The sequence below is a fragment of the Amycolatopsis mediterranei genome, assembly GCF_026017845.1.
Classification (GTDB): Bacteria; Actinomycetota; Actinomycetes; order Mycobacteriales; family Pseudonocardiaceae; genus Amycolatopsis; species Amycolatopsis mediterranei.
Genome location: NZ_CP100416.1, coordinates 2,773,279 through 2,790,541, shown reverse-complemented (window position 1 = coordinate 2,790,541; position 17,263 = coordinate 2,773,279). Strand labels below are relative to the sequence as shown.

Below are 17,263 nucleotides of genomic sequence, written 5' to 3'. Positions count from 1 at the left end.
GCATGAGGAAAACGATCGCGGCCCTGCGCGACCTGCCGGCGGCGTTCGGCGCGAAGGCCACCGGCGCGCGGGCCGAGCGGGTCCGCTCCTCGCCCCAGTTCGACGGCAAGGTGTTCCGCAACGCGGCGCCGCGGCACCCGATGACCGCGGCGTCGATGCGCACCATCTTCCGCGAGATGTTCTTCGGCGAGCACCGTGAGCTGCGCAAACCGGCCGGCGCGGTGCCGCTGGTCGCGGCGGCGCCGGTCGAGTCGGCCGACGGCCTGCACCTGACCTGGTACGGCCACGCGTCCACGCTGGTCGAGCTCGACGGCGCCCGCGTGCTGCTCGACCCGGTGTGGAGCGACCGGGTCTCCCCCGCGGCGTTCGCCGGCCCGCGACGGCTGCACGAGCCGCCGGTGCCGCTGTCGGCCCTCGGCCGGATCGACGCGGTCGTCATCTCGCACGACCACTACGACCACCTCGACCTGGCGACGGTCCGCGCGCTGGTGACGTCGTCCGAGGCGCCGTTCCTGGTGCCGCTCGGCGTCGGGGCGCACCTGGAGCGCTGGCACGTCCCGGCCGAGCGGATCATCGAGCTCGACTGGCACGAAGAGGCGACGGTGGCGGGCGTCCGGTTCGTCGCGACACCGGCCCAGCACTTCTCCGGCCGCGGCATCACGAACGACGACACGCTGTGGACGTCGTGGGCCCTGCTGGGCCCGGAGCACCGGGTGTTCTACAGCGGTGACACCGGGTACTTCGACGGGTTCGCGGCGATCGGCGCGGAGCACGGCCCGTTCGACGCGGCCCTGATCCAGATCGGCGCGTACGCCCCGCTGTGGCCGGACATCCACATGACGCCGGAGGAGGGCGTCGCGGCGGGCCTCGACGTCCGGGCGAAGCTGCTGGTCCCGGTCCACTGGGCGACGTTCCAGCTGGCGATGCACCCGTGGGGCGAGCCGGCCGACCGCGTGTGGAGCGAGGCGAAGGAGGCCGACCTCCCGCTGGCGATCCCCCGCCCGGGCGAGCGCATCGACGCGGCCGAGCCACCCGCGGTGGACGGCTGGTGGCAAGCGCTGTGACCCGGCAGCCGACACGCGTGATCAGCAAGCCGACACGCGTGATCGGGCGCCGACACGGCCCGCCGCCGTGTCGACCCGTGGATCACGCGTGTCGACCCGTCAATCACGCGTGTCGGCTGTTTCCGCACGGCGTCGAGCCCGGGAGGGCGTGTGAAGCTGAAGCTGGACCTGCACGACGTCTACAACCGCGGGGGCGAGATCGACCGGGCCCTGCGCGCGATCATCGACGAGGCCGTCGCCAAGAAGGCGCCGCTCGTCGAGATCATCCCCGGCAAGGGGTCGGGTCAGCTGAAGAAGCACGTCCTGCGGTTCCTCGAGCGCAAGGACGTCAAGGCGCTCTACCACCGGGTCGAGAAGGACAAGGACAACTTCGGCCGGGTGTTCGTGCACTTCCGCTGGAAGTGACCTCAGAACCGGCTGTCATGGCGGGCTGCGGACCAGGCCCGGTCCCAGGCCGCCGCGTGGAAGCGGGCCAGCACGAACCGGGTGGCGCCGTAGAGCCCCGCCAGTGCGCCGGTGATCACGGCCCACAGCAGGATCGCCGCGAACACGCCGTCGGCCGCCGAGGTCGAGGCGGACAGGGGCTCGCCGGTCAGCTCGCCGTGCTGGTCGAGCCACACCGCGACGCGGGTGCCCGCCGGACTGCCCGGGTCGGCGAGGACGTCGCCGGTGTGGCGGGTGCCGCGCGCGTCGAACCAGGCCGCCGGGACCGTCGTCTGGGCGGCCGGGGCGCCGGCGCCATCGGTGCTGTACGACGGGCTGGACGCCGCGGCGAGCGAGACGGCCGTGGCCGGGTGGCGGGTCGTGCGCTCCTCCGCCGCGCGAGCCGTCTGCGCCCCGTACGTCTCGGAGCCGAACGCCGCCGCGAAGGGTATTGCGAGCAACGCACCGGCGACGGCGAGGAGCAGCAGAAACGCCTCGACGCGGTCGCCCGCCCGGGCCAGGGGGTTTCGGCCCGGCAGCAACCGGCGCCGGAACCGGGCGATCCGCCCGCTGGACCCACGCATGCGCACCGCACCTCCCGGGAAGATGTCTTCTCGGTAACAGTGTGCGCGCCGGGGCTCGGCTTTCTCTCGCGAATGGGATGCGGCCCACCTGTGAATCCGTGCACAACCACCCGGTGGAGCTACCCCGGTTACAGCCAGTCGTCGGGGCGGGGCCAGGGCATCAGGGCCGCGAGCGCGTCGCGGGCCGGCTCGGTGACCGCGTACCGGCCGCGGTGGAACAGCAGCGGGCGGGCCTCCGACGGCGCGCCCAGCGCGGTCACCCGGCCGATCACGACGTAGTGGTCGCCGGCTTCGTGGACGGCTTCCAGTGCACAGTCGATCCAGGTCAGCGCGCCGTCGAGCAGGGGGGCGCCCGACGGCGCGGGGGTCCAGCCGACCCGGGCGAACTTGTCCTCGCCGCGGGCGCCGAACACCGCGCTGATCTCCTGCTGGTCCTCGGCCAGCACGTTGACCGCGAACCGGCCCGCCGCGGCCAGCACCGGCCAGGTCCGTGACGTCCGGGCCGGGCAGAACAGCACCAGCGGCGGGTCGAGCGACAGCGCGGCGAACGACTGGCAGGCGAACCCGGCCAGAGTGTCGCCGTCGCGGCCGGTGACGACCGTGACGCCCGTGCAGAAGTGCCCGAGCACACTGCGGAACTCGGTCTGGTCGACCGCCACGGACGTCATGCGCCCGGGGGCCGCGCGCCGACCGAGAAGTCGTGGCCCCACAGCGAAACCGCGGTGCTCTCGCGGGCGATCCAGTTGTCGTCGTCGACCTGGCGGCCTTCGCAGCCGAACTCGACGTCGAAGCCGCCGGGGGTCTTCATGTAGAACGAGAGCATCAGGTCGTTGACGTGCCGGCCGAGCGTGGCCGACATCGGCACCTTCCGCCGGATCGCGCGGTCGAGGCACAGGCCGACGTCGTCGGTGTTCTCGACCTCGACCATCAGGTGCACGATCCCGCTCGGCGTCGGCATCGGCAGGAACGCCAGGCTGTGGTGGCGCGGGTTGCAGCCGAAGAACCGCAGCCACGCGGGCGGCCCGTCGGCCGGCCGCCCGACCATTTGCGGCGGCAGGCGCATCGAGTCGCGCAGCCGGAAGCCGAGCACGTCGCGGTAGAACCGCAGCGACGCCTCGTCGTCCTTTGTGGACAAGACGACGTGGCCGAGGCCCTGCTCGCCGGTGACGAACGTGTGGCCGTACGGGCTGACCACGCGCCGGTGCTGCAGCGCGACGCCGTGGAACACCTCCTGGGTGTTGCCGGACGGGTCCTCGAAGCTGATCAGCTCGTCGACGCGGCGATCGGCCAGCTCGTCGGGCGTGCCCTCCTTGTAGGGCACCGACGCACTGTCCAATCGGGACCGCAGCTCGGCCAGCTCGCCCGCGTGGGCGACCTCCCAGCCGGTGACGGCCAGCCGGTCCGCGTCGCCCGGGGAGACGACCAGCCGCGCGGGGAAGTCGTCCATGCGCAGGTACAGCGCGTCCGGGTTGGTGCCGCTGCCTTCGACCATGCCGAGCACCTTGAGCCCGTACTCGCGCCACGCGGCCATGTCGGTGGCTTCGATGCGGAGGTAGCCCAGTGACCGGATGCCCATCAGGAACTCCCGAGGAAGTCGAGGGCCAGCCGGTTGAACTCGTCGAACTTCTCCAGCTGGGCCCAGTGCCCGCAGCCGCCGAACACGTGCAGCTGCGCGCGTGGAATCGTCTTGAGTGCGAGCAACGCGCCGTCCAGGGGGTTCACGCGGTCTTCGCGGCCCCAGATCAAGAGTACGCGCTGGCGCAGGCGGTGCGCCTCGCGCCAGAGCAGGCCCTCTTCGTAGCTGTCCGGCTGCGCGAACGACATCCCCATCGCCCGCATGGCGGCGAGCGACTCGGGCGTGTTCGCGGCGGCGAAGCGTTCGTCGATCAGCTCGTCGGTGATCAGCGCCTGGTCGTGGACCATGATCCGCAGGAAGGCCTCCATGCGTTCGCGCGACGGCTTGGCCGCGAACCGCCCGAGGTTCTTGACGCCTTCGGTCGGGTCGGGCGCGAACAGGTTGACGCTCAGCCCGCCCGGCCCCATCAGCACCAGCCGCCCGGCCCGCTTGCCGTGGTTCAACGCAAACCGGACCGACGCCCCTCCCCCCAGGGAGTTGCCGACGAAGTGGGCGCGCTCGATGCCGAGCGCGTCCATCAGCACGGCGACGGCGTCAGCGCTGTGCCGGAAGTACTGCGGGTGCTCGGCCGGCTTGTCCGACCGCCCGAAGCCGGGCTGGTCGACGGCGATCGTGCGGTAGTGCTTGGCGAACTCCGGCAGGTTGCGCCCGAAGTTGCTCCAAGCCGACGCGCCCGGTCCGCCGCCGTGCAGCAGGATCACGGTCTCGGCGTGCTCGGCGCCGGCCTCGTGGTAGTGCAGCTTCAGCGAGCCCGCCTGGACGTACTTGCCTTCGGGAGCGGCCATCAGTACATCGCGTTCTCGACGGGGAGCCCGAAGACCCCGGTGCCGAACATGACGTACGCGCGCTCGGCGTCGTTGGCCGCGTGGACGCGGCCCGCGTGCGCGTCGCGCCAGAAGCGCTGGATCGGCGTCCCCCGCTGGATCGCGCGGCCGCCGGAGTTCTCGAAGAGCCGGTCGATCGCCGAGATCGCACGTTCGGTGCCGCGCACCTGGTCGCGCCGGACGCGCAGCCGCAGGTCGCTGGGCAGCCGTTCCTCGCGCTTGGCGAGTTCGTACAGCTCCTCGATGTTGCGGGTCAGCTGCAGCCAGGCCGCGTCGATCTCACTGGCCGCCTCGGCGATCCGCACCTTGGCGAACGGGTCCTCTTTGGACTGCTCACCGGCGTACGCGGCCCGCACGCGCTTGCGCTGGTGCTCGACGTGCGCGTCGTAGGCACCCTGGGCCATGCCGATGATCGGCGCGGTGATCGTGCTCGGGTGCACCGAACCGTACGGGAGCCGGTACAGCGGGCCGGGGTTGACGGCCTGGCCCGGCACCTTGCACTTCGACGTCGCGATGAAGCTCAGCGCCCGGTGCTGCGGCACGAAGACGTCCTCGACGACGATGTCGTTCGAGCCGGTGCCGCGCAGGCCGATCGTGTCCCAGACGTCCACAATGGAGTAGTCGGCGATCGGCAGCAGGTACGTGCAGAAGTCGACCGGCTTGCCATCCTTGAACGCCGGCCCGCCCAGCAGCACCCACGTGCAGTGGTCACAGCCGGAGGAGAAGCTCCACCGGCCTGACAGCCGGTAGCCGCCTTCGACGACTTCGGCCTTGCCCATCGGCGCGTACGACGAGGAGATCCGCACGTCCTGGTCCTCGCCCCAGACCTCCTGCTGCGCCTGCGCGTCGAACAGGGCCACGTGCCACGGGTGGACGCCGAGGATGGAGGCGACCCAGCCGGTGGACCCGCACGCGCTCGCGATCAGCTTGACCGCGGTGTAGAAGCTCACCGGGTCGGCTTCGAAGCCCCCGTGGAGCGTCGGCTGCAGCAGCTTGAAGAACCCGGTCTCCTGCAGGGCCTTGACGGACTCCTCGGGGACGCGGCGCGCGTCCTCGGTGTCCTGGGCCCGTTCCCGCAGGACCGGCAGGAGGTCCCGGACCCCGGCGATCACCTGCTCGCTCATGCGCAGTCCTCTCTCGTTTCCACTTCCTGAGAGACTAGAACACGTTCTCGTTTTTGTCGAGAACGCCCTGCGCCAGGGCACTGTTGATCCCTGCCCTGCGGCCGGAAAAAACGCAGTCGGCCAGCGAGAGACCGCTCACGTACGACCTGGAACAGAGTCCCACGGCGGTGCGGCCGGCGGCGTACAGCCCCGGGACGGGCTGCCCCGCCGTGCTCCGCACCGCGCCGGTGTCCTCGTCGACGACCAGGCCGCCGAGGGTCAGCATCGGCGTCGGGTACCCGAGGTTCGGCCGCACCGAGATGTCGATGAGCGAATACGGCGGGTTGTCCAGGCGCCGCACGAACTCGAGGGGCTTGCCCACCGGATCCCGGTCGCCGTGGTAGGCCTCGACGCTCGCGCGCAGCCCCTGCGGGTCGACGCCGGCCTTGCGCGCCACCTCTTCGACCGTCTCCCCCACGACCCGGCCGCGGCGCAGCAGGTACCGCAGCTGAAGCCATTGGAACCACTGGCTCTGCTTGCGGCCGTCCCGGCGCGCCTCGGCCACGATCGGCGCGTCGACGAGCAGCCAGCCCTTGCTCCCGTGCTCCTCGATGAGCTTCTCGCCGACCGCGGCGCCGTAGCGGGACTCGTCGATGACCCGCCGGCCCGCGGCGTCGACGATGATCCCGCCGAGGAACGCGCTGGGCGGGGTGACGAACCGCCACGCGGAGATCCGGCCCAGCTCGCCGGTCGCCCCGCCGGCCTCGACGCCCATCCGGATGCCCGAGCCGTCGTCGGCGGACGTGCCGAGCGCGAGCCCGCCGCGATACTCCGGCGCGTGCTCGCGGACCATCTCGCGGTTCGCGATGAACCCGCCGGCGGCGAGCACGACCCCGCGCCGGGCGGAAATGCGCAGCTCACGGCCGTGCGACCGCTCGAACCGCTCGACCCGCCGGTGCAGCGACTTGCGCAGCGACGGCACGTAGATCCCGGGCTTCGCCGCGTACTGCGCGAAGCGCTGGTGCCGCGCCCGCACCGACGCGGGGGCGTCGCTCAGGGTGTCGACGACCAAGCCGGTGACGCGGCCGGCGTCGTCGCGGATCAGGGTCTGGGCGGTCGTCTGCGTCAGCACCCGGACGCCGCGGGCGCGCACGGCCGCCTTGAGCCGCGCCATCAGCATCTTCCCCGAGGTCCCGGGCCCCTTGACGCGGTGACCGCGCGCGGCCGGCTTCGCCGCGTCGCGGAACCCGCCGGCCGCCTCGCTGCCGGAGTAGTAGAGGTAGTGCTGGTCGCTGGGGTACGACGTCTTGTACGGGCACAGGCTGCCTTCGAACGGCACGCCGTTGCCCTCCAGCCAGGTGATCATTTCGCGGCTGCCCTCGCAGAACCGCCGCAGCGTCCGCTCGGAGACGACGTCCCCGGTTTCCCGCCGCAGGTAGGCGTACATCGCGTCGACGGAGTCGTCGACGCCCGCGTCGAGCTGCTGCGTGGTCCCGCCGCCGGCGTAGACGACGCCACCGCTGACCGCGCTGGCCCCTCCCCCGGCGAAGCGCTCGACGACGATGACGTCGGCGCCCGCGTCGGCCGCTTCGAGGGCGGCACAGGCGCCGGCCGCCCCGAACCCCACGATGACCACGTCCGCGACTAGTGCGTCCATGGTCGCTACCCTAGAACTGAAACACGTTCTCGTCTATCGTGACCGAAAGCGGCTCTCAACTGGAGACTCGTCCTGTGGAACACGTTACAAGTGTTCCCCGGAACGCCCTACAAGTGAGGTGGCATGACGGAGCAGTTCGACGTCGTCGTGGTCGGCAGTGGCGCCGCCGGGATGACCGCCGCGCTGGCCGCGGCCCACAACGGCTTGAGCGTCATCGTCCTGGAAAAGGCGGCCTGCTTCGGCGGCTCGACCGCCCGCTCCGGCGGCGGCGTCTGGCTACCCGGCAACCACGCCCTGCGTGCCGCCGGGATCGACGAACCACCCGAGCGGGCGCGCGAGTACCTGGCTTCGATCGTCGGCGACGTCGTCCCGGCCGTCCGGCGCGACACGTTCCTCGCGCACGGCCCCGAAGTGCTGCGGTTCGTCTGCGACCACACGCCGCTGAAGTTCCGCTGGGTCCGCGACTACAGCGACTACCACCCCGAGGCCCCCGGCGGACGGCCCGGCGGCCGCTCAGTCGAACCGGCCGCCTTCGACGGCAAGCTGCTCGGCGCCGAGCTGGCCCACCTGGAACCGCCGTACAGCGCTCCCCCGCTCGGCGTGCCGATCACCCAGGCCGACTACCGCTGGCTGAGCCTGCTGGCCCGGCACCCGCGCGGGGCACTCCGGCTGCTGTCGCTGGGCCGGCAGTGGCTGGTCGGAAAACTCCGCGGGCAACAGCTGCTGAGCATGGGGCAAGCGCTTGCGGGGGGCTTGCGGGTGGGCCTGGCGAAGGCCGGGGTCGAAGTCCGGCTGAACACGCCCCTGATCGATCTGCAGGTCGAAGGCGACCGCGTCACCGGCGTGGTCACCTCGCAAGGCGTCGTCGGAGCCCGGCGCGGGGTGATCCTGGCCAGCGGCGGCTTCGAGCGGAACCTCGAGATGCGCGAGAAGTACCAGCGGGCCCCGATCGGCGTCGACTGGACCGTCGGCGCGGCCGCCAACACCGGCGACGGCATCACGGCCGGCCTCAAGCTGGGCGCGGCACTCGACCTGATGGACGACGCCTGGTGGGGGCCGTCGCTGCCGCTCACCGGCGGGCCGTGGTTCGCGCTCGCCGAGCGGTCGCGGCCGCGCAGCATCATGGTCGACGCGCGCGGCGAGCGGTTCGTCAACGAGTCGGCGCCCTACGTCGAGGCCGTGCACGCGATGTACGGTCCCGGAGACGGGCCCGGCGAGCACATCCCGACCTGGCTGCTGTTCGACCAGCGCTACAAGGACCGGTACATGTTCACCGGCATCGGGCCGCGCCAGCCGCTGCCCGGCCGCTGGTTCAAGGCCGGGATCGCGGCGAAGTCGTCGTCGCTGGCCGGGCTGGCGGCGAAGATCGACGTCCCGGCTCAGTCGTTGGAAGCGACGGTCGAGCGCTTCAACGGCTTCGCGCGCCGAGGCGTCGACGAGGATTTCCAGCGCGGGGTCAGCAAGTACGACCACTACTACGGCGACCCGCGCAACAAACCCAACCCCAGCCTCGGTCCCCTGGACAAGGCGCCGTTCTACGCGGTGAAGATCGTCCCGGGCGACCTGGGCACCAAGGGCGGGTTGCGCACCGACGAGCACGCGCAGGTGCTGCGCGAAGACGGCTCGGCCGTGCCGGGGCTGTTCGCCGCGGGCAACGCCAGCGCGGCCGTCATGGGCCGGACCTACGCCGGGCCCGGCGCGACCATCGGGCCCGCCATGGTGTTCGGCTACCTTGCGGCGACGCGGCTGGCGCACGAAGATCGAGGGACCACGGGAGGGCAGCGATGACGCAGGATTCGGTACGCACCATCTACGCCGGTGAGCCGCCGACCCGGTTCGCCCGCGGCTGGCACTGCCTGGGCCTGGCGGAGAACTTCCGCGACGGGAAACCCCACGCGATCACGGCGTTCGGCACGAAGCTCGTGGTGTTCGCCGACTCGCGCGGCGAGCTGCAGGTGCTCGACGGCTACTGCCGGCACATGGGCGGCGACCTCACCCAGGGCAGCATCAAGGGCGACGAGGTGGCCTGCCCGTTCCACGACTGGCGCTGGAACGGCAAGGGCAAGTGCGTCTCGATCCCTTACGCCAAGCGGGTTCCGCTGCGGGCGCGGACGCGGTCGTGGACGTCGGAGGTGCGCAACGGCCAGCTGCTCGTCTGGCACGACCCGGAGGGCAACCCGCCGGCCGACGAGCTGGCGATCCCCCTGATCGAGGCGGCCGACAGCACCGAGTGGAGCAACTGGACCTGGGACGAGATCTTCATCGAGGGTTCCAACTGCCGCGAGATCATCGACAACGTCGTGGACATGGCGCACTTCTTCTACATTCACTACGCCTACCCGACGTACTTCAAGAACGTGTTCGAAGGCCACATCGCCACGCAGTACCTCAACACCAAGGGGCGCCCGGACATGGGCATGGCCTCGAACTACGGCGGCGAGGAAAACCTGCTGCGGTCGGAGGCGTCGTACTTCGGGCCGTCGTACATGATCAACAAGCTGGTGAACTCGTTCCAGGGCTACGAGATCGAGAGCGTGCTCATCAACTGCCACTACCCCGTCACGCCGACGTCGTTCGTGCTGCAGTACGGGATGAAGGTGCGGAAGCCGCCGGGCATCTCGGACGAGCACGCGGACAAGATCGCCGCGAAGCTGGCCCGCGGGATCGGCGCCGGGTTCCTGCAGGACGTCGAGATCTGGAAGCACAAGACGCAGATCGACAACCCGCTGCTGTGCGAAGAGGACGGTCCGGTCTACCAGCTTCGCCGGTGGTACCAGCAGTTCTACGTCGACGCCGCCGACGTCACCGAGGACATGACGCAACGGTTCGAGTTCGAAGTGGACACCACGAAGGCGAACGAGGCGTGGGCGGCGGAGGTGGCCGAGAACCTGGCGCGGCAGAAGACCGAGGCGGAAGTGTGACGACCGCCGAGCAGACCGAGTTCCTGTCGGGCGGGCTGCGGCCGCACCAGTGCCGCAGCTGCGGGACGTGCGTGCTGGTGAAGAAGAACAGCATCCAGCACACGAGCATCCAGTGGACGTCCCGGCCCGCCGACACCTGCCCGGTGTTCGCGGACACCGACGGCCCGTCGGCGTTGCTCGACACGTGCCCGAAGCTGGCCGACAGCATCTCCGACGCGGTGCGCGAGGGCACGCTGGCGGTGGCCGATGGCTGAGCGGGTCTACACGCTGACCGTCGCCGACGTCGTCGTCGAAACGCCGGACGCGCGATCGGTGGTCTTCGAGATCCCACCCGAGCACGCGTCCGCTTTCTCGTATTCCGCGGGGCAGTTCCTGACGTTGAAGATCCCCAGTGACCGCACCGGTTCGGTCGCGCGGTGCTATTCGCTGTCGAGCGCGCCGCACGAGAACCGCGTGCAGGTGACGGTCAAGCGGACCGACGGCGGGTACGGCTCGAGCTGGGTCTGCTCGTCGTTGAAGCCGGGGATGCAGGTCGATGTGCTGGCGCCGGCCGGGGTGTTCTGCCCGGCGTCGGTGGACGAGGACTTCCTGCTGTTCGCCGGCGGCAGCGGCATCACGCCGGTGATGGCGATCCTGAAAACGGCTTTGGAGACCGGGTCCGGGCGGGTCGTGCTGGTCTACGCGAACCGCGACGAGCGCTCGGTGATCTTCGCGGGCGAGCTGGCGTCGCTGGCCAAGCGCTACGGCGACCGGCTGGTCGTCGTGCACTGGCTGGAGAGCGTCCAGGGCCTGCCGGACGTTTCGCAGCTGCGCGGGCTGGCTTCGGCGTACACGTCGTACGAGGCGTTCCTGTGCGGGCCGGCGCCGTTCATGGCGGCGGTGCGGGAGGCGCTCGGGCAGCTCGGCGTGCCGCGGGGCCGGGTGCACGTCGAGAAGTTCACGTCGCTGACCGGGAACCCGTTCGAAGAGGTCGCCGAGGTCGCCGAGGAGCCGGCTTCGGACGAGGCGCCGGCGGCGCTGACGGTGTCACTGGACGGCTCGACGCGGACGCTGGCCTGGCCGCGGCAGCGAAAACTCCTCGACCGGCTGTTGGACGAGGGCGTGGATGCGCCTTATTCGTGCCGCGAGGGACAATGCAGCGCGTGCGCGTGCCGGGTCGTCTCGGGCGAGGTGAAGATGCTGCACAACGAGGTCCTCGACGCCGAGGACATGGCGGACGGCATCGTCCTGGCCTGCCAGTCGCTGCCGGTCACCGACGAGGTCTCGATCAGCTACGAATAGGAGGCCACCCGTGCCCATCGATCCCGCGGTCGCCATCGGCGCCGAGATCGGCGAGGTGAGCTTCGCCTGGACGTCGTCGGACGTGCTGCTGTACCACCTCGCGCTCGGCGCGGGCCCGGACGAGCTGCGCTACACCTACGAGCAAGACCTGGTGGTGCTGCCGACGTTCGCGACGGTCGCGGCCAACCTGCGCGTGTTCGACCCGCCGGCGGTGTCGTTCCCCGGGGTGGAGATCGACCTGGCGAAGGTGCTGCACGGCAAGCAGGAGATCACCCTGCACCAGCCGATCCCGACGTCAGGCAAGGCGGTAGCGCGGTCGCGGATCGCGGACGTGTACGACAAGGGCAAGGCCGCGGTGGTGATCCAGGAGGTTTCAGTGACGTCGTCCTCGGGTGATCCACTGTGGACGGCCCGGTCCAGCATCTTCGCCCGCGGCGAGGGCGGGTTCGGCGGCTCGCGCGGGCCTTCGGACCGGATCGACTGGCCTACGCGTTCGCCGGATCTGGTTCTCGAGACGCCGACGCTGCCGCAGCAGGCGCTGCTGTACCGGCTGTGCGGTGACCGGAACCCGCTGCACGCGGACCCGGCGTTCGCGCGGGCGGCGGGGTTCGACCGGCCGATCCTGCACGGGCTGTGCACGTACGGGATCGTGGCGCGGGTGCTGGTGAACGAGTTCCTGGACGGCGACCCGGCGCGAGTGGCGTCGTTCGCGGCGAAGTTCGCCGGGGTGGTGTTCCCGGGCGAGACGCTGCGGATCCGGGTGTGGCGCGCGGATGACGGCCGGTTGCTGGTGACGACGTCGGCGGCCGAGCGGGACGACGCGCCGGTGCTGGCGGACACGGTGCTCGTGCCCACTTCGTGAGCCGGCGCGGCCGGGGCCGCTACCGTGGTGGGGAGACCTCGGGAGGACGAATGCCGGAATACTTCGTGGTGCGGGGAACGGTCGAATCGGGCGACAAGCGCGGCCGCGAGCTGGGTTTTCCGACGGCGAACATCGCCCTGCGCGACCAGGACGGCTCCTTGGGCGACGGCGTGTGGGCGGGCTGGATCGGCCGCGCGGACGGTGCCCGCCTCCCGGCGGCGATCTCTGTCGGCCGCCGCCCGACGTACTACGGCGCGGACGGGTACCGCCTGCTGGAGGCCCACGTCCTGGACTTCAGCGGCGACCTGTACGGCGAGACGCTGGTGGTCTGGCTCGGGTCCCACTTGCGCCAGCAGGAGAAGTACGCCTCGGCGGAGGACCTGATCACGGCGTTGAAGAACGACATCGCGGCGGCCACCCGGTGGACGGCCGAGCACCCGGCGGCTTCGCTGCCGGAGCCCGGGGAAAGCGCGCTGGGCGAGGTCCGGCGGATCGCGAGCTGAAGTCTGCCGCGGCCCGAAACTGTCGGTGGTCTCCGGTAACGTGAAATCCGGGGGCCCCAGGCCGGGGACCTCTCGGTGCCGTGCTCACAAAGCGTGGGCTCACAAAGCCGAGGCCAGCAGCATGTAGCCCATCCCGGCGCCCATGACGGTGCGGCAGACCGCACGCGACGCCTGACCTGAATCCGCCCGCACGGCCGCCGAGCCGCGGACCACCAGCACCCCGGACCACGCCGCGTCGAGCACGAAATACCCCGCCGCCACCACCGCTATCAGCGGCAACGCCAGCCGGGCCTCCATGGCGGACATCGTCAACCACGGCCCGTGGTCCCGGCCGCCGTGGGGCATCGCTGTCACCATGTAGAGCATCGCCGCCGCCGACAGCGCGTGGTGGGCACACGTGCGGGTCCGCCACCAGGCGACCGCGAACCAGCCCGTCGTGAGCGCCAGGACCGCCTGCCAGCCCGCCGCCGGGATCGGACCGCCGACCGGGGAGACCATCGCCACCATCGCCACCACCAGCAGCAGCTCGGCCAGGTCGCCGTGGCGGACCCGGTGGCCCAAGCGCACGTAGTCGAGGCGGACCAGCCGCAGTACGCACGGCAGCACCAGCGCCGCGAACACCGCCGTGAGCGCCCAGTCGACCGCCATCGCGTCCGGCCTCACTCTCCGTCGCAAGTTGCTTTTGGGGGTTCCGGGTGGCGGAGCCCCCGGCCCGGGGCGAAGCCCCGGAGGTCACAGTGGTGTCTCCACCGTGACACCCACGCCGGCCGGGCACCAGCCGTCATTGAGGTGACACTCAGTCACCCGTCAGGATGAGTCCGCTCGTCGGCACGCCCGTTCCCGCCGTGACCAGCACCCGGGACGTGCCCGCGACCTGGTTGGCCGCCGTCCCGCGGATCTGCCGCACGCCCTCCGCGATGCCGTTCATGCCGTGGATGTAGGCCTCGCCGAGCTGTCCGCCGTGCGGGTTGAGCGGCAGCGCGCCGTCGAGCTCCAACGCCCCGTCGGCGATGAAGTCCTTCGCTTCGCCGCGACCACAGAACCCCAGTTCCTCCAGCTGCATCAGCACATACGGCGTGAAGTGGTCGTACAGTACCGCAACGTCCACATCGGACGGTCCGAGTCCCGACTGCGCCCATAGCTGCCGGCCCACGACCCCCATCTCCGGCAGCGCGGCCAGGTCGTCGCGGTAGTAGCTGGTCATCACGTACTGGTCCGGCCCGCTCCCCTGCGCCGCCGCCGCGATCACCGCCGGCGGCCGCGCCAGCTCACGCGCCCGCGAAAGGCTCGTGACGACCAGCGCGACGCCGCCGTCGCTCTCCTGGCAGCAGTCGAGCAGGTGCAGCGGTTCGGCCACCCAGCGTGACGCCTGGTGCTCTTCCAGGGTGATGGGCCGGCCGTGGAACCACGCGTTCGGGTTGGTCGCCGCGTGCTTGCGGTCGACGACCGCGACGCGCCCGAAGTCCTCGCTCGTCGCGCCGTAGTCGTGCAGATAACGCCGGGCCACCATCGCCACCGTCGCCGCCGGCGTCGCGATGCCCATCGGGTAGTGGAACGCGTTGTCCACCCCCGACGAGTTGACCTGGCCGGCCGCCGCGGACGACACCTGACCGAAACGGTGCCCGGACCGCTCGTTGAACGCCCGGTAGGCGACGACGACGTCCGCGACGCCGGTCGCCACCGCCATCGCGGCCTGCTGCACGGTCGCCGCCGCGGCACCCCCGCCGTAGTGGATGCGGCTGAAGAACTTCAGTTCCGGAATGCCGAGTTCCCGCGCGACGGCGATCTCCGCGTTGCCGTCCATGGTGAACGACACCAGTCCGTCCACATCGGATGGCGACAGCCCCGCGTCGGCGAGGGCGTGCGAGATGCATTCGGCCGCCAGCCGCAGTTCGCTGCGCCCGGAGTCCTTGGAGAACTCCGTCGCACCGATCCCGGCGATGGCCGCCCGGCCCGAGAGCGTCACGGGAGGGTCACCTCCACGGTGCCGGCGACGTGCTCGCCGAGACTGTCCACACCGGACACCGAAACGACAACGTCGTTGCCCGTGCGCGAGACCACCCGGCCGGTGAACGTCAGCGTGTCGTAGGCGTAGCAGGGCACGCCGAGCCGGATCTTGACCGACCGGATCAGCGCTTCGGGCCCGGCCCACTCCGAGACGAACCGCTGCACGAGGCCGGTATCGGTGAGGATGTTGAGGAAGATGTCCTTCGAGCCGCGGGCCACGGCCGAGTCGCGGTCGTGGTGGACGTCCTGGAAGTCGCGGGTCGCCAGCGCCGTGCTGACGACGAACGTCGGTGTCGCCTCGATCGTCAGCGGCGGCAGTTCGGTCCCTTCGGCGACGGTCATCGGGCCACCTTCCACGCGGGCAGGGTCAGGTCGTCGTCGACCCGGACGAACGCCGCGACGACCGGCAGTCCGATGTGGACCTCCTCCGGGGCGGCGTCCAGGAGCTCGGCCATCACGCGGACCCCTTCTTCCAGTTCCACCAGGGCCACCACGAACGGCAGTTCCTTGCCCGGCACCGGCGGGTGGTGGTGCACGACGAAGGAGTACACGGTCCCGCGGCCACTGGCGACGACGTAGTCGGGCTTGGTGTCCAGCGAGCCGTCGGGCGGCATCGGCCCGGGCGGGTGCCGCAGCGTTTCGCCCCAGCGCTGGATCCGCAGCTCACCCTCGCGAAGGCCGTCCCAGAAGAACTCGGTGTCCCGGCTGATCACCGGCCGCAGCACCGGCGCCGGCGGCGGCTTCGGGGCCGGCGGCCGGAACTTCAGGACCCGGAACACCATCTCGGCGACGGCTTCGGAGCCGACGGACCAGGTCGTCCGGGTGGTGACGAACCAGCCCTCCCCCAGCGCCGTCCGCTTCGGGCCGACGACCGTCTCCAAGCGGGTCGCCGCCGCCACGTGCTCACCCGGCCGCAGGTACCGGTGGTAGGTCTGCTCGGAGTTCGTGGCCACCACGGAGGTGAACCCGGCCTCGTCGAGCACGGCCATCATCGCGCCGAGCGGGTCGTCGTCCGCCCGGGTGCCGTGCAGGCCGTTCATCGTCCACACCTGCGCCATCGCGGGCGGCGCGACGAGTCCCTTGTGGACGCTCGCGGCGGCGTACTCCGGGTCGGTGTAGACCGGGTTGCGGTCCCCGATCGCCTCGACCCAGTTGTTGACCATGGCCTGGTTGACGGGGTCCCGGGCGAGCCGCGGCGCGGACTCCCCCTGCGCGGCGATCGCCGCGGCGGCTTCTTCGATGGTCATCGCGGCACCCTCGGCAGGCCCAGGCCGATCGAGGCGATCAGCTCCCGTTGGATTTCGCTGACGCCCCCGCCGAAGGTCAGCACGATGTTGCGCTTGGCGGTGAGGTCCAGCCATTCGGCGAGCTCGGCGGTGTCCGGATCGGCGAGATCGCCGTGGCGCGCGACGACTTCCTCGAGGCTCCGGCCTATCCGCTGGATGGCTTCCGAGCTGAACACCTTGGTCGCCGACGCGTCGGCGACACCCACCGGCGCACTCGCCGAGGACACCGCGACCTGCCAGTTCAGCAGTTCGTTCACCCGCGTGACGGCCAGCGCCTCGGCGAGCACGGCCCGCACGTCGGCGAGGTCCAGCAGGCCGTGCGCGCTCGCCCACGCGCGCACGCGGTCGTACAGGCCGCCGATCCGCCCGGCCGGCCCGAGCATGACGCGCTCGTGGTTGAGCTGCGTCGTGATCAGCCGCCAGCCCGCGTTTTCCTGCCCCACCAAGCGGTTCACCGGCACGCGGACGTCCGAATAGTACGTTGCGTTGACGTGGTGGGCGCCGTCGCAGGTGATGATCGGCGTCCACGAGTAGCCGGGGTCGCGCGTGTCGACGATGAGGATCGAGATGCCCTTGTGCTTGGGCGCGTCCGGCGCGGTCCGCACGGCGAGCCAGACGTAGTCGGCGTCGTGCCCGCCGGTGGTGAAGATCTTCTGGCCGTTGACGACGTATTCGTCACCGTCGCGCACCGCGGTCGTCCGCAGCGCCGCGAGATCGGTGCCCGCTTCCGGTTCGCTGTACCCGATCGCGAAGTGGATCTCCCCCGCCAGGATCTTCGGCAGGAAGAAGGACCTCTGCTCGTCGGTGCCGAATTCCTGCAGTGTCGGCCCGACCGTCTGGAGCGTGACCGAGGGCAGCTGGACGTCGGCGCGCGCGGCCTCGTCGACGAACAGGTGCTGCTCGATCCCGCCGAAGCCCTGGCCGCCGTATTCGACCGGCCAGCCGACACCGAGCCGGCCGTCGCGGCCCATCCGGCGGACGATCTCGCGGAACACCGGCCCGTGCCGCTCGCGCCGCATCGCCCGGCGTTCCTCGGGGCTGATCAGGCCCGCGAAGTATTCGCGCAGTTCGGCGCGCAGCTGTCGTTGCGCCGTAGTCAGTTCGACGTGCAT

The 17,263-nt window shown here is 71.2% G+C and carries 19 protein-coding genes; 8 read left to right on the top strand and 11 right to left on the bottom strand.

What is annotated here, in order from left to right; all coding sequences use genetic code 11:
- The first annotated feature begins 2 nt into the window (after nucleotides 1–2).
- Both ISP_RS13375 and ISP_RS13370 read left to right on the top strand, forming a co-directional pair.
- Nucleotides 3–1,064: an MBL fold metallo-hydrolase gene (locus ISP_RS13375; RefSeq protein WP_013224399.1), complete on the top strand. Its 1,062-nt coding sequence runs from the start codon at nucleotides 3–5 to the stop codon at nucleotides 1,062–1,064.
- Nucleotides 1,065–1,214: 150 nt separating this feature from the next.
- Complete coding sequence (locus tag ISP_RS13370) at nucleotides 1,215–1,469, top strand: Smr/MutS family protein (RefSeq protein ID WP_013224398.1); 255 nt, start codon at nucleotides 1,215–1,217, stop codon at nucleotides 1,467–1,469.
- A gap of 2 nt (nucleotides 1,470–1,471) precedes the next feature.
- Here ISP_RS13370 and ISP_RS13365 read toward each other — a convergent pair whose 3' ends face one another.
- The 6 genes from ISP_RS13365 to ISP_RS13340 form a co-directional block, all read right to left on the bottom strand.
- Nucleotides 1,472–2,071: an Rv1733c family protein gene (locus ISP_RS13365; protein WP_013224397.1), complete on the bottom strand. Its 600-nt coding sequence runs from the start codon at nucleotides 2,069–2,071 to the stop codon at nucleotides 1,472–1,474.
- Between the two features lie 128 nt (nucleotides 2,072–2,199).
- Entirely contained in the window at nucleotides 2,200–2,739 is a 540-nt protein-coding gene (hsaB, locus tag ISP_RS13360; RefSeq protein ID WP_013224396.1) for a 3-hydroxy-9,10-secoandrosta-1,3,5(10)-triene-9,17-dione monooxygenase reductase subunit, read from the bottom strand.
- Nucleotides 2,736–3,647, bottom strand: coding sequence for an iron-dependent extradiol dioxygenase HsaC (gene hsaC / locus ISP_RS13355; protein ID WP_013224395.1), 912 nt, complete (start codon nucleotides 3,645–3,647; stop codon nucleotides 2,736–2,738). The genes hsaB and hsaC overlap by 4 nt, the downstream gene beginning before the upstream one ends.
- Entirely contained in the window at nucleotides 3,647–4,492 is an 846-nt protein-coding gene (gene hsaD, locus ISP_RS13350; protein WP_013224394.1) for a 4,5:9,10-diseco-3-hydroxy-5,9,17-trioxoandrosta-1(10),2-diene-4-oate hydrolase, read from the bottom strand. Before hsaD ends, hsaC begins: the two co-directional genes overlap by 1 nt.
- The gene (hsaA, locus tag ISP_RS13345) at nucleotides 4,492–5,655 is read right to left on the bottom strand and encodes a 3-hydroxy-9,10-secoandrosta-1,3,5(10)-triene-9,17-dione monooxygenase oxygenase subunit (protein WP_013224393.1); all 1,164 of its coding nucleotides are present in this window, start codon (nucleotides 5,653–5,655) and stop codon (nucleotides 4,492–4,494) included. Before hsaA ends, hsaD begins: the two co-directional genes overlap by 1 nt.
- A gap of 34 nt (nucleotides 5,656–5,689) precedes the next feature.
- Nucleotides 5,690–7,291, bottom strand: a complete 1,602-nt coding sequence (locus tag ISP_RS13340) for an FAD-binding protein (RefSeq protein ID WP_013224392.1) — start codon at nucleotides 7,289–7,291, stop codon at nucleotides 5,690–5,692.
- Nucleotides 7,292–7,414: 123 nt separating this feature from the next.
- Here ISP_RS13340 and kstD point away from each other — a divergent pair, with 123 nt between their 5' ends.
- The 6 genes from kstD to ISP_RS13310 are packed head-to-tail and all read left to right on the top strand — an operon-like array spanning nucleotide 7,415 to nucleotide 12,858.
- Nucleotides 7,415–9,079: a 3-oxosteroid 1-dehydrogenase gene (gene kstD / locus ISP_RS13335; RefSeq protein WP_013224391.1), complete on the top strand. Its 1,665-nt coding sequence runs from the start codon at nucleotides 7,415–7,417 to the stop codon at nucleotides 9,077–9,079.
- A complete protein-coding gene (locus ISP_RS13330; protein ID WP_013224390.1) occupies nucleotides 9,076–10,212 on the top strand; it encodes a Rieske 2Fe-2S domain-containing protein in 1,137 nt (378 codons plus the stop codon). Before kstD ends, ISP_RS13330 begins: the two co-directional genes overlap by 4 nt.
- Complete coding sequence (locus tag ISP_RS13325; RefSeq protein WP_013224389.1) at nucleotides 10,209–10,466, top strand: hypothetical protein; 258 nt, start codon at nucleotides 10,209–10,211, stop codon at nucleotides 10,464–10,466. The genes ISP_RS13330 and ISP_RS13325 overlap by 4 nt, the downstream gene beginning before the upstream one ends.
- Nucleotides 10,459–11,493 (top strand): ferredoxin--NADP reductase, encoded by a 1,035-nt coding sequence (locus tag ISP_RS13320; RefSeq protein WP_013224388.1) that lies wholly within the window; start codon nucleotides 10,459–10,461, stop codon nucleotides 11,491–11,493. Before ISP_RS13325 ends, ISP_RS13320 begins: the two co-directional genes overlap by 8 nt.
- Nucleotides 11,494–11,503: 10 nt before the next feature.
- Nucleotides 11,504–12,355: a MaoC/PaaZ C-terminal domain-containing protein gene (locus tag ISP_RS13315; RefSeq protein ID WP_013224387.1), complete on the top strand. Its 852-nt coding sequence runs from the start codon at nucleotides 11,504–11,506 to the stop codon at nucleotides 12,353–12,355.
- Nucleotides 12,356–12,405: 50 nt separating this feature from the next.
- Complete coding sequence (locus ISP_RS13310) at nucleotides 12,406–12,858, top strand: riboflavin kinase (RefSeq protein WP_013224386.1); 453 nt, start codon at nucleotides 12,406–12,408, stop codon at nucleotides 12,856–12,858.
- A gap of 99 nt (nucleotides 12,859–12,957) precedes the next feature.
- Here ISP_RS13310 and ISP_RS13305 read toward each other — a convergent pair whose 3' ends face one another.
- The 5 genes from ISP_RS13305 to ISP_RS13285 form a co-directional block, all read right to left on the bottom strand.
- On the bottom strand, nucleotides 12,958–13,506 hold the full coding sequence (locus ISP_RS13305; RefSeq protein WP_013224385.1) for a DUF5134 domain-containing protein: 549 nt from the start codon (nucleotides 13,504–13,506) through the stop codon (nucleotides 12,958–12,960).
- A 148-nt stretch (nucleotides 13,507–13,654) separates the two neighbouring features.
- Nucleotides 13,655–14,824, bottom strand: coding sequence for a lipid-transfer protein (locus ISP_RS13300; protein WP_013224384.1), 1,170 nt, complete (start codon nucleotides 14,822–14,824; stop codon nucleotides 13,655–13,657).
- Complete coding sequence (locus tag ISP_RS13295) at nucleotides 14,821–15,207, bottom strand: MaoC family dehydratase (RefSeq protein ID WP_013224383.1); 387 nt, start codon at nucleotides 15,205–15,207, stop codon at nucleotides 14,821–14,823. Before ISP_RS13295 ends, ISP_RS13300 begins: the two co-directional genes overlap by 4 nt.
- Nucleotides 15,204–16,112, bottom strand: a complete 909-nt coding sequence (locus ISP_RS13290; protein WP_013224382.1) for a bifunctional MaoC family dehydratase N-terminal/OB-fold nucleic acid binding domain-containing protein — start codon at nucleotides 16,110–16,112, stop codon at nucleotides 15,204–15,206. Before ISP_RS13290 ends, ISP_RS13295 begins: the two co-directional genes overlap by 4 nt.
- Complete coding sequence (locus tag ISP_RS13285; protein ID WP_014466834.1) at nucleotides 16,109–17,263, bottom strand: acyl-CoA dehydrogenase family protein; 1,155 nt, start codon at nucleotides 17,261–17,263, stop codon at nucleotides 16,109–16,111. Before ISP_RS13285 ends, ISP_RS13290 begins: the two co-directional genes overlap by 4 nt.

What these genes read in the sequence shown, in the direction of transcription:
- ISP_RS13375 (WP_013224399.1), top strand. Translation starts at nt 3, where the DNA reads ATGAGGAAAACGATCGCGGCCCTGCGCGACCTGCCGGCGGCGTTCGGC.
- ISP_RS13365 (WP_013224397.1), bottom strand. Translation starts at nt 2,071, where the DNA reads ATGCGTGGGTCCAGCGGGCGGATCGCCCGGTTCCGGCGCCGGTTGCTG.
- hsaB (WP_013224396.1), bottom strand. Translation starts at nt 2,739, where the DNA reads ATGACGTCCGTGGCGGTCGACCAGACCGAGTTCCGCAGTGTGCTCGGG.
- hsaC (WP_013224395.1), bottom strand. Translation starts at nt 3,647, where the DNA reads ATGGGCATCCGGTCACTGGGCTACCTCCGCATCGAAGCCACCGACATG.
- hsaD (WP_013224394.1), bottom strand. Translation starts at nt 4,492, where the DNA reads ATGGCCGCTCCCGAAGGCAAGTACGTCCAGGCGGGCTCGCTGAAGCTG.
- hsaA (WP_013224393.1), bottom strand. Translation starts at nt 5,655, where the DNA reads ATGAGCGAGCAGGTGATCGCCGGGGTCCGGGACCTCCTGCCGGTCCTG.
- ISP_RS13340 (WP_013224392.1), bottom strand. Translation starts at nt 7,291, where the DNA reads ATGGACGCACTAGTCGCGGACGTGGTCATCGTGGGGTTCGGGGCGGCC.
- kstD (WP_013224391.1), top strand. Translation starts at nt 7,415, where the DNA reads ATGACGGAGCAGTTCGACGTCGTCGTGGTCGGCAGTGGCGCCGCCGGG.
- ISP_RS13330 (WP_013224390.1), top strand. Translation starts at nt 9,076, where the DNA reads ATGACGCAGGATTCGGTACGCACCATCTACGCCGGTGAGCCGCCGACC.
- ISP_RS13320 (WP_013224388.1), top strand. Translation starts at nt 10,459, where the DNA reads ATGGCTGAGCGGGTCTACACGCTGACCGTCGCCGACGTCGTCGTCGAA.
- ISP_RS13310 (WP_013224386.1), top strand. Translation starts at nt 12,406, where the DNA reads ATGCCGGAATACTTCGTGGTGCGGGGAACGGTCGAATCGGGCGACAAG.
- ISP_RS13305 (WP_013224385.1), bottom strand. Translation starts at nt 13,506, where the DNA reads ATGGCGGTCGACTGGGCGCTCACGGCGGTGTTCGCGGCGCTGGTGCTG.
- ISP_RS13295 (WP_013224383.1), bottom strand. Translation starts at nt 15,207, where the DNA reads ATGACCGTCGCCGAAGGGACCGAACTGCCGCCGCTGACGATCGAGGCG.
- ISP_RS13290 (WP_013224382.1), bottom strand. Translation starts at nt 16,112, where the DNA reads ATGACCATCGAAGAAGCCGCCGCGGCGATCGCCGCGCAGGGGGAGTCC.
- ISP_RS13285 (WP_014466834.1), bottom strand. Translation starts at nt 17,263, where the DNA reads ATGCACGTCGAACTGACTACGGCGCAACGACAGCTGCGCGCCGAACTG.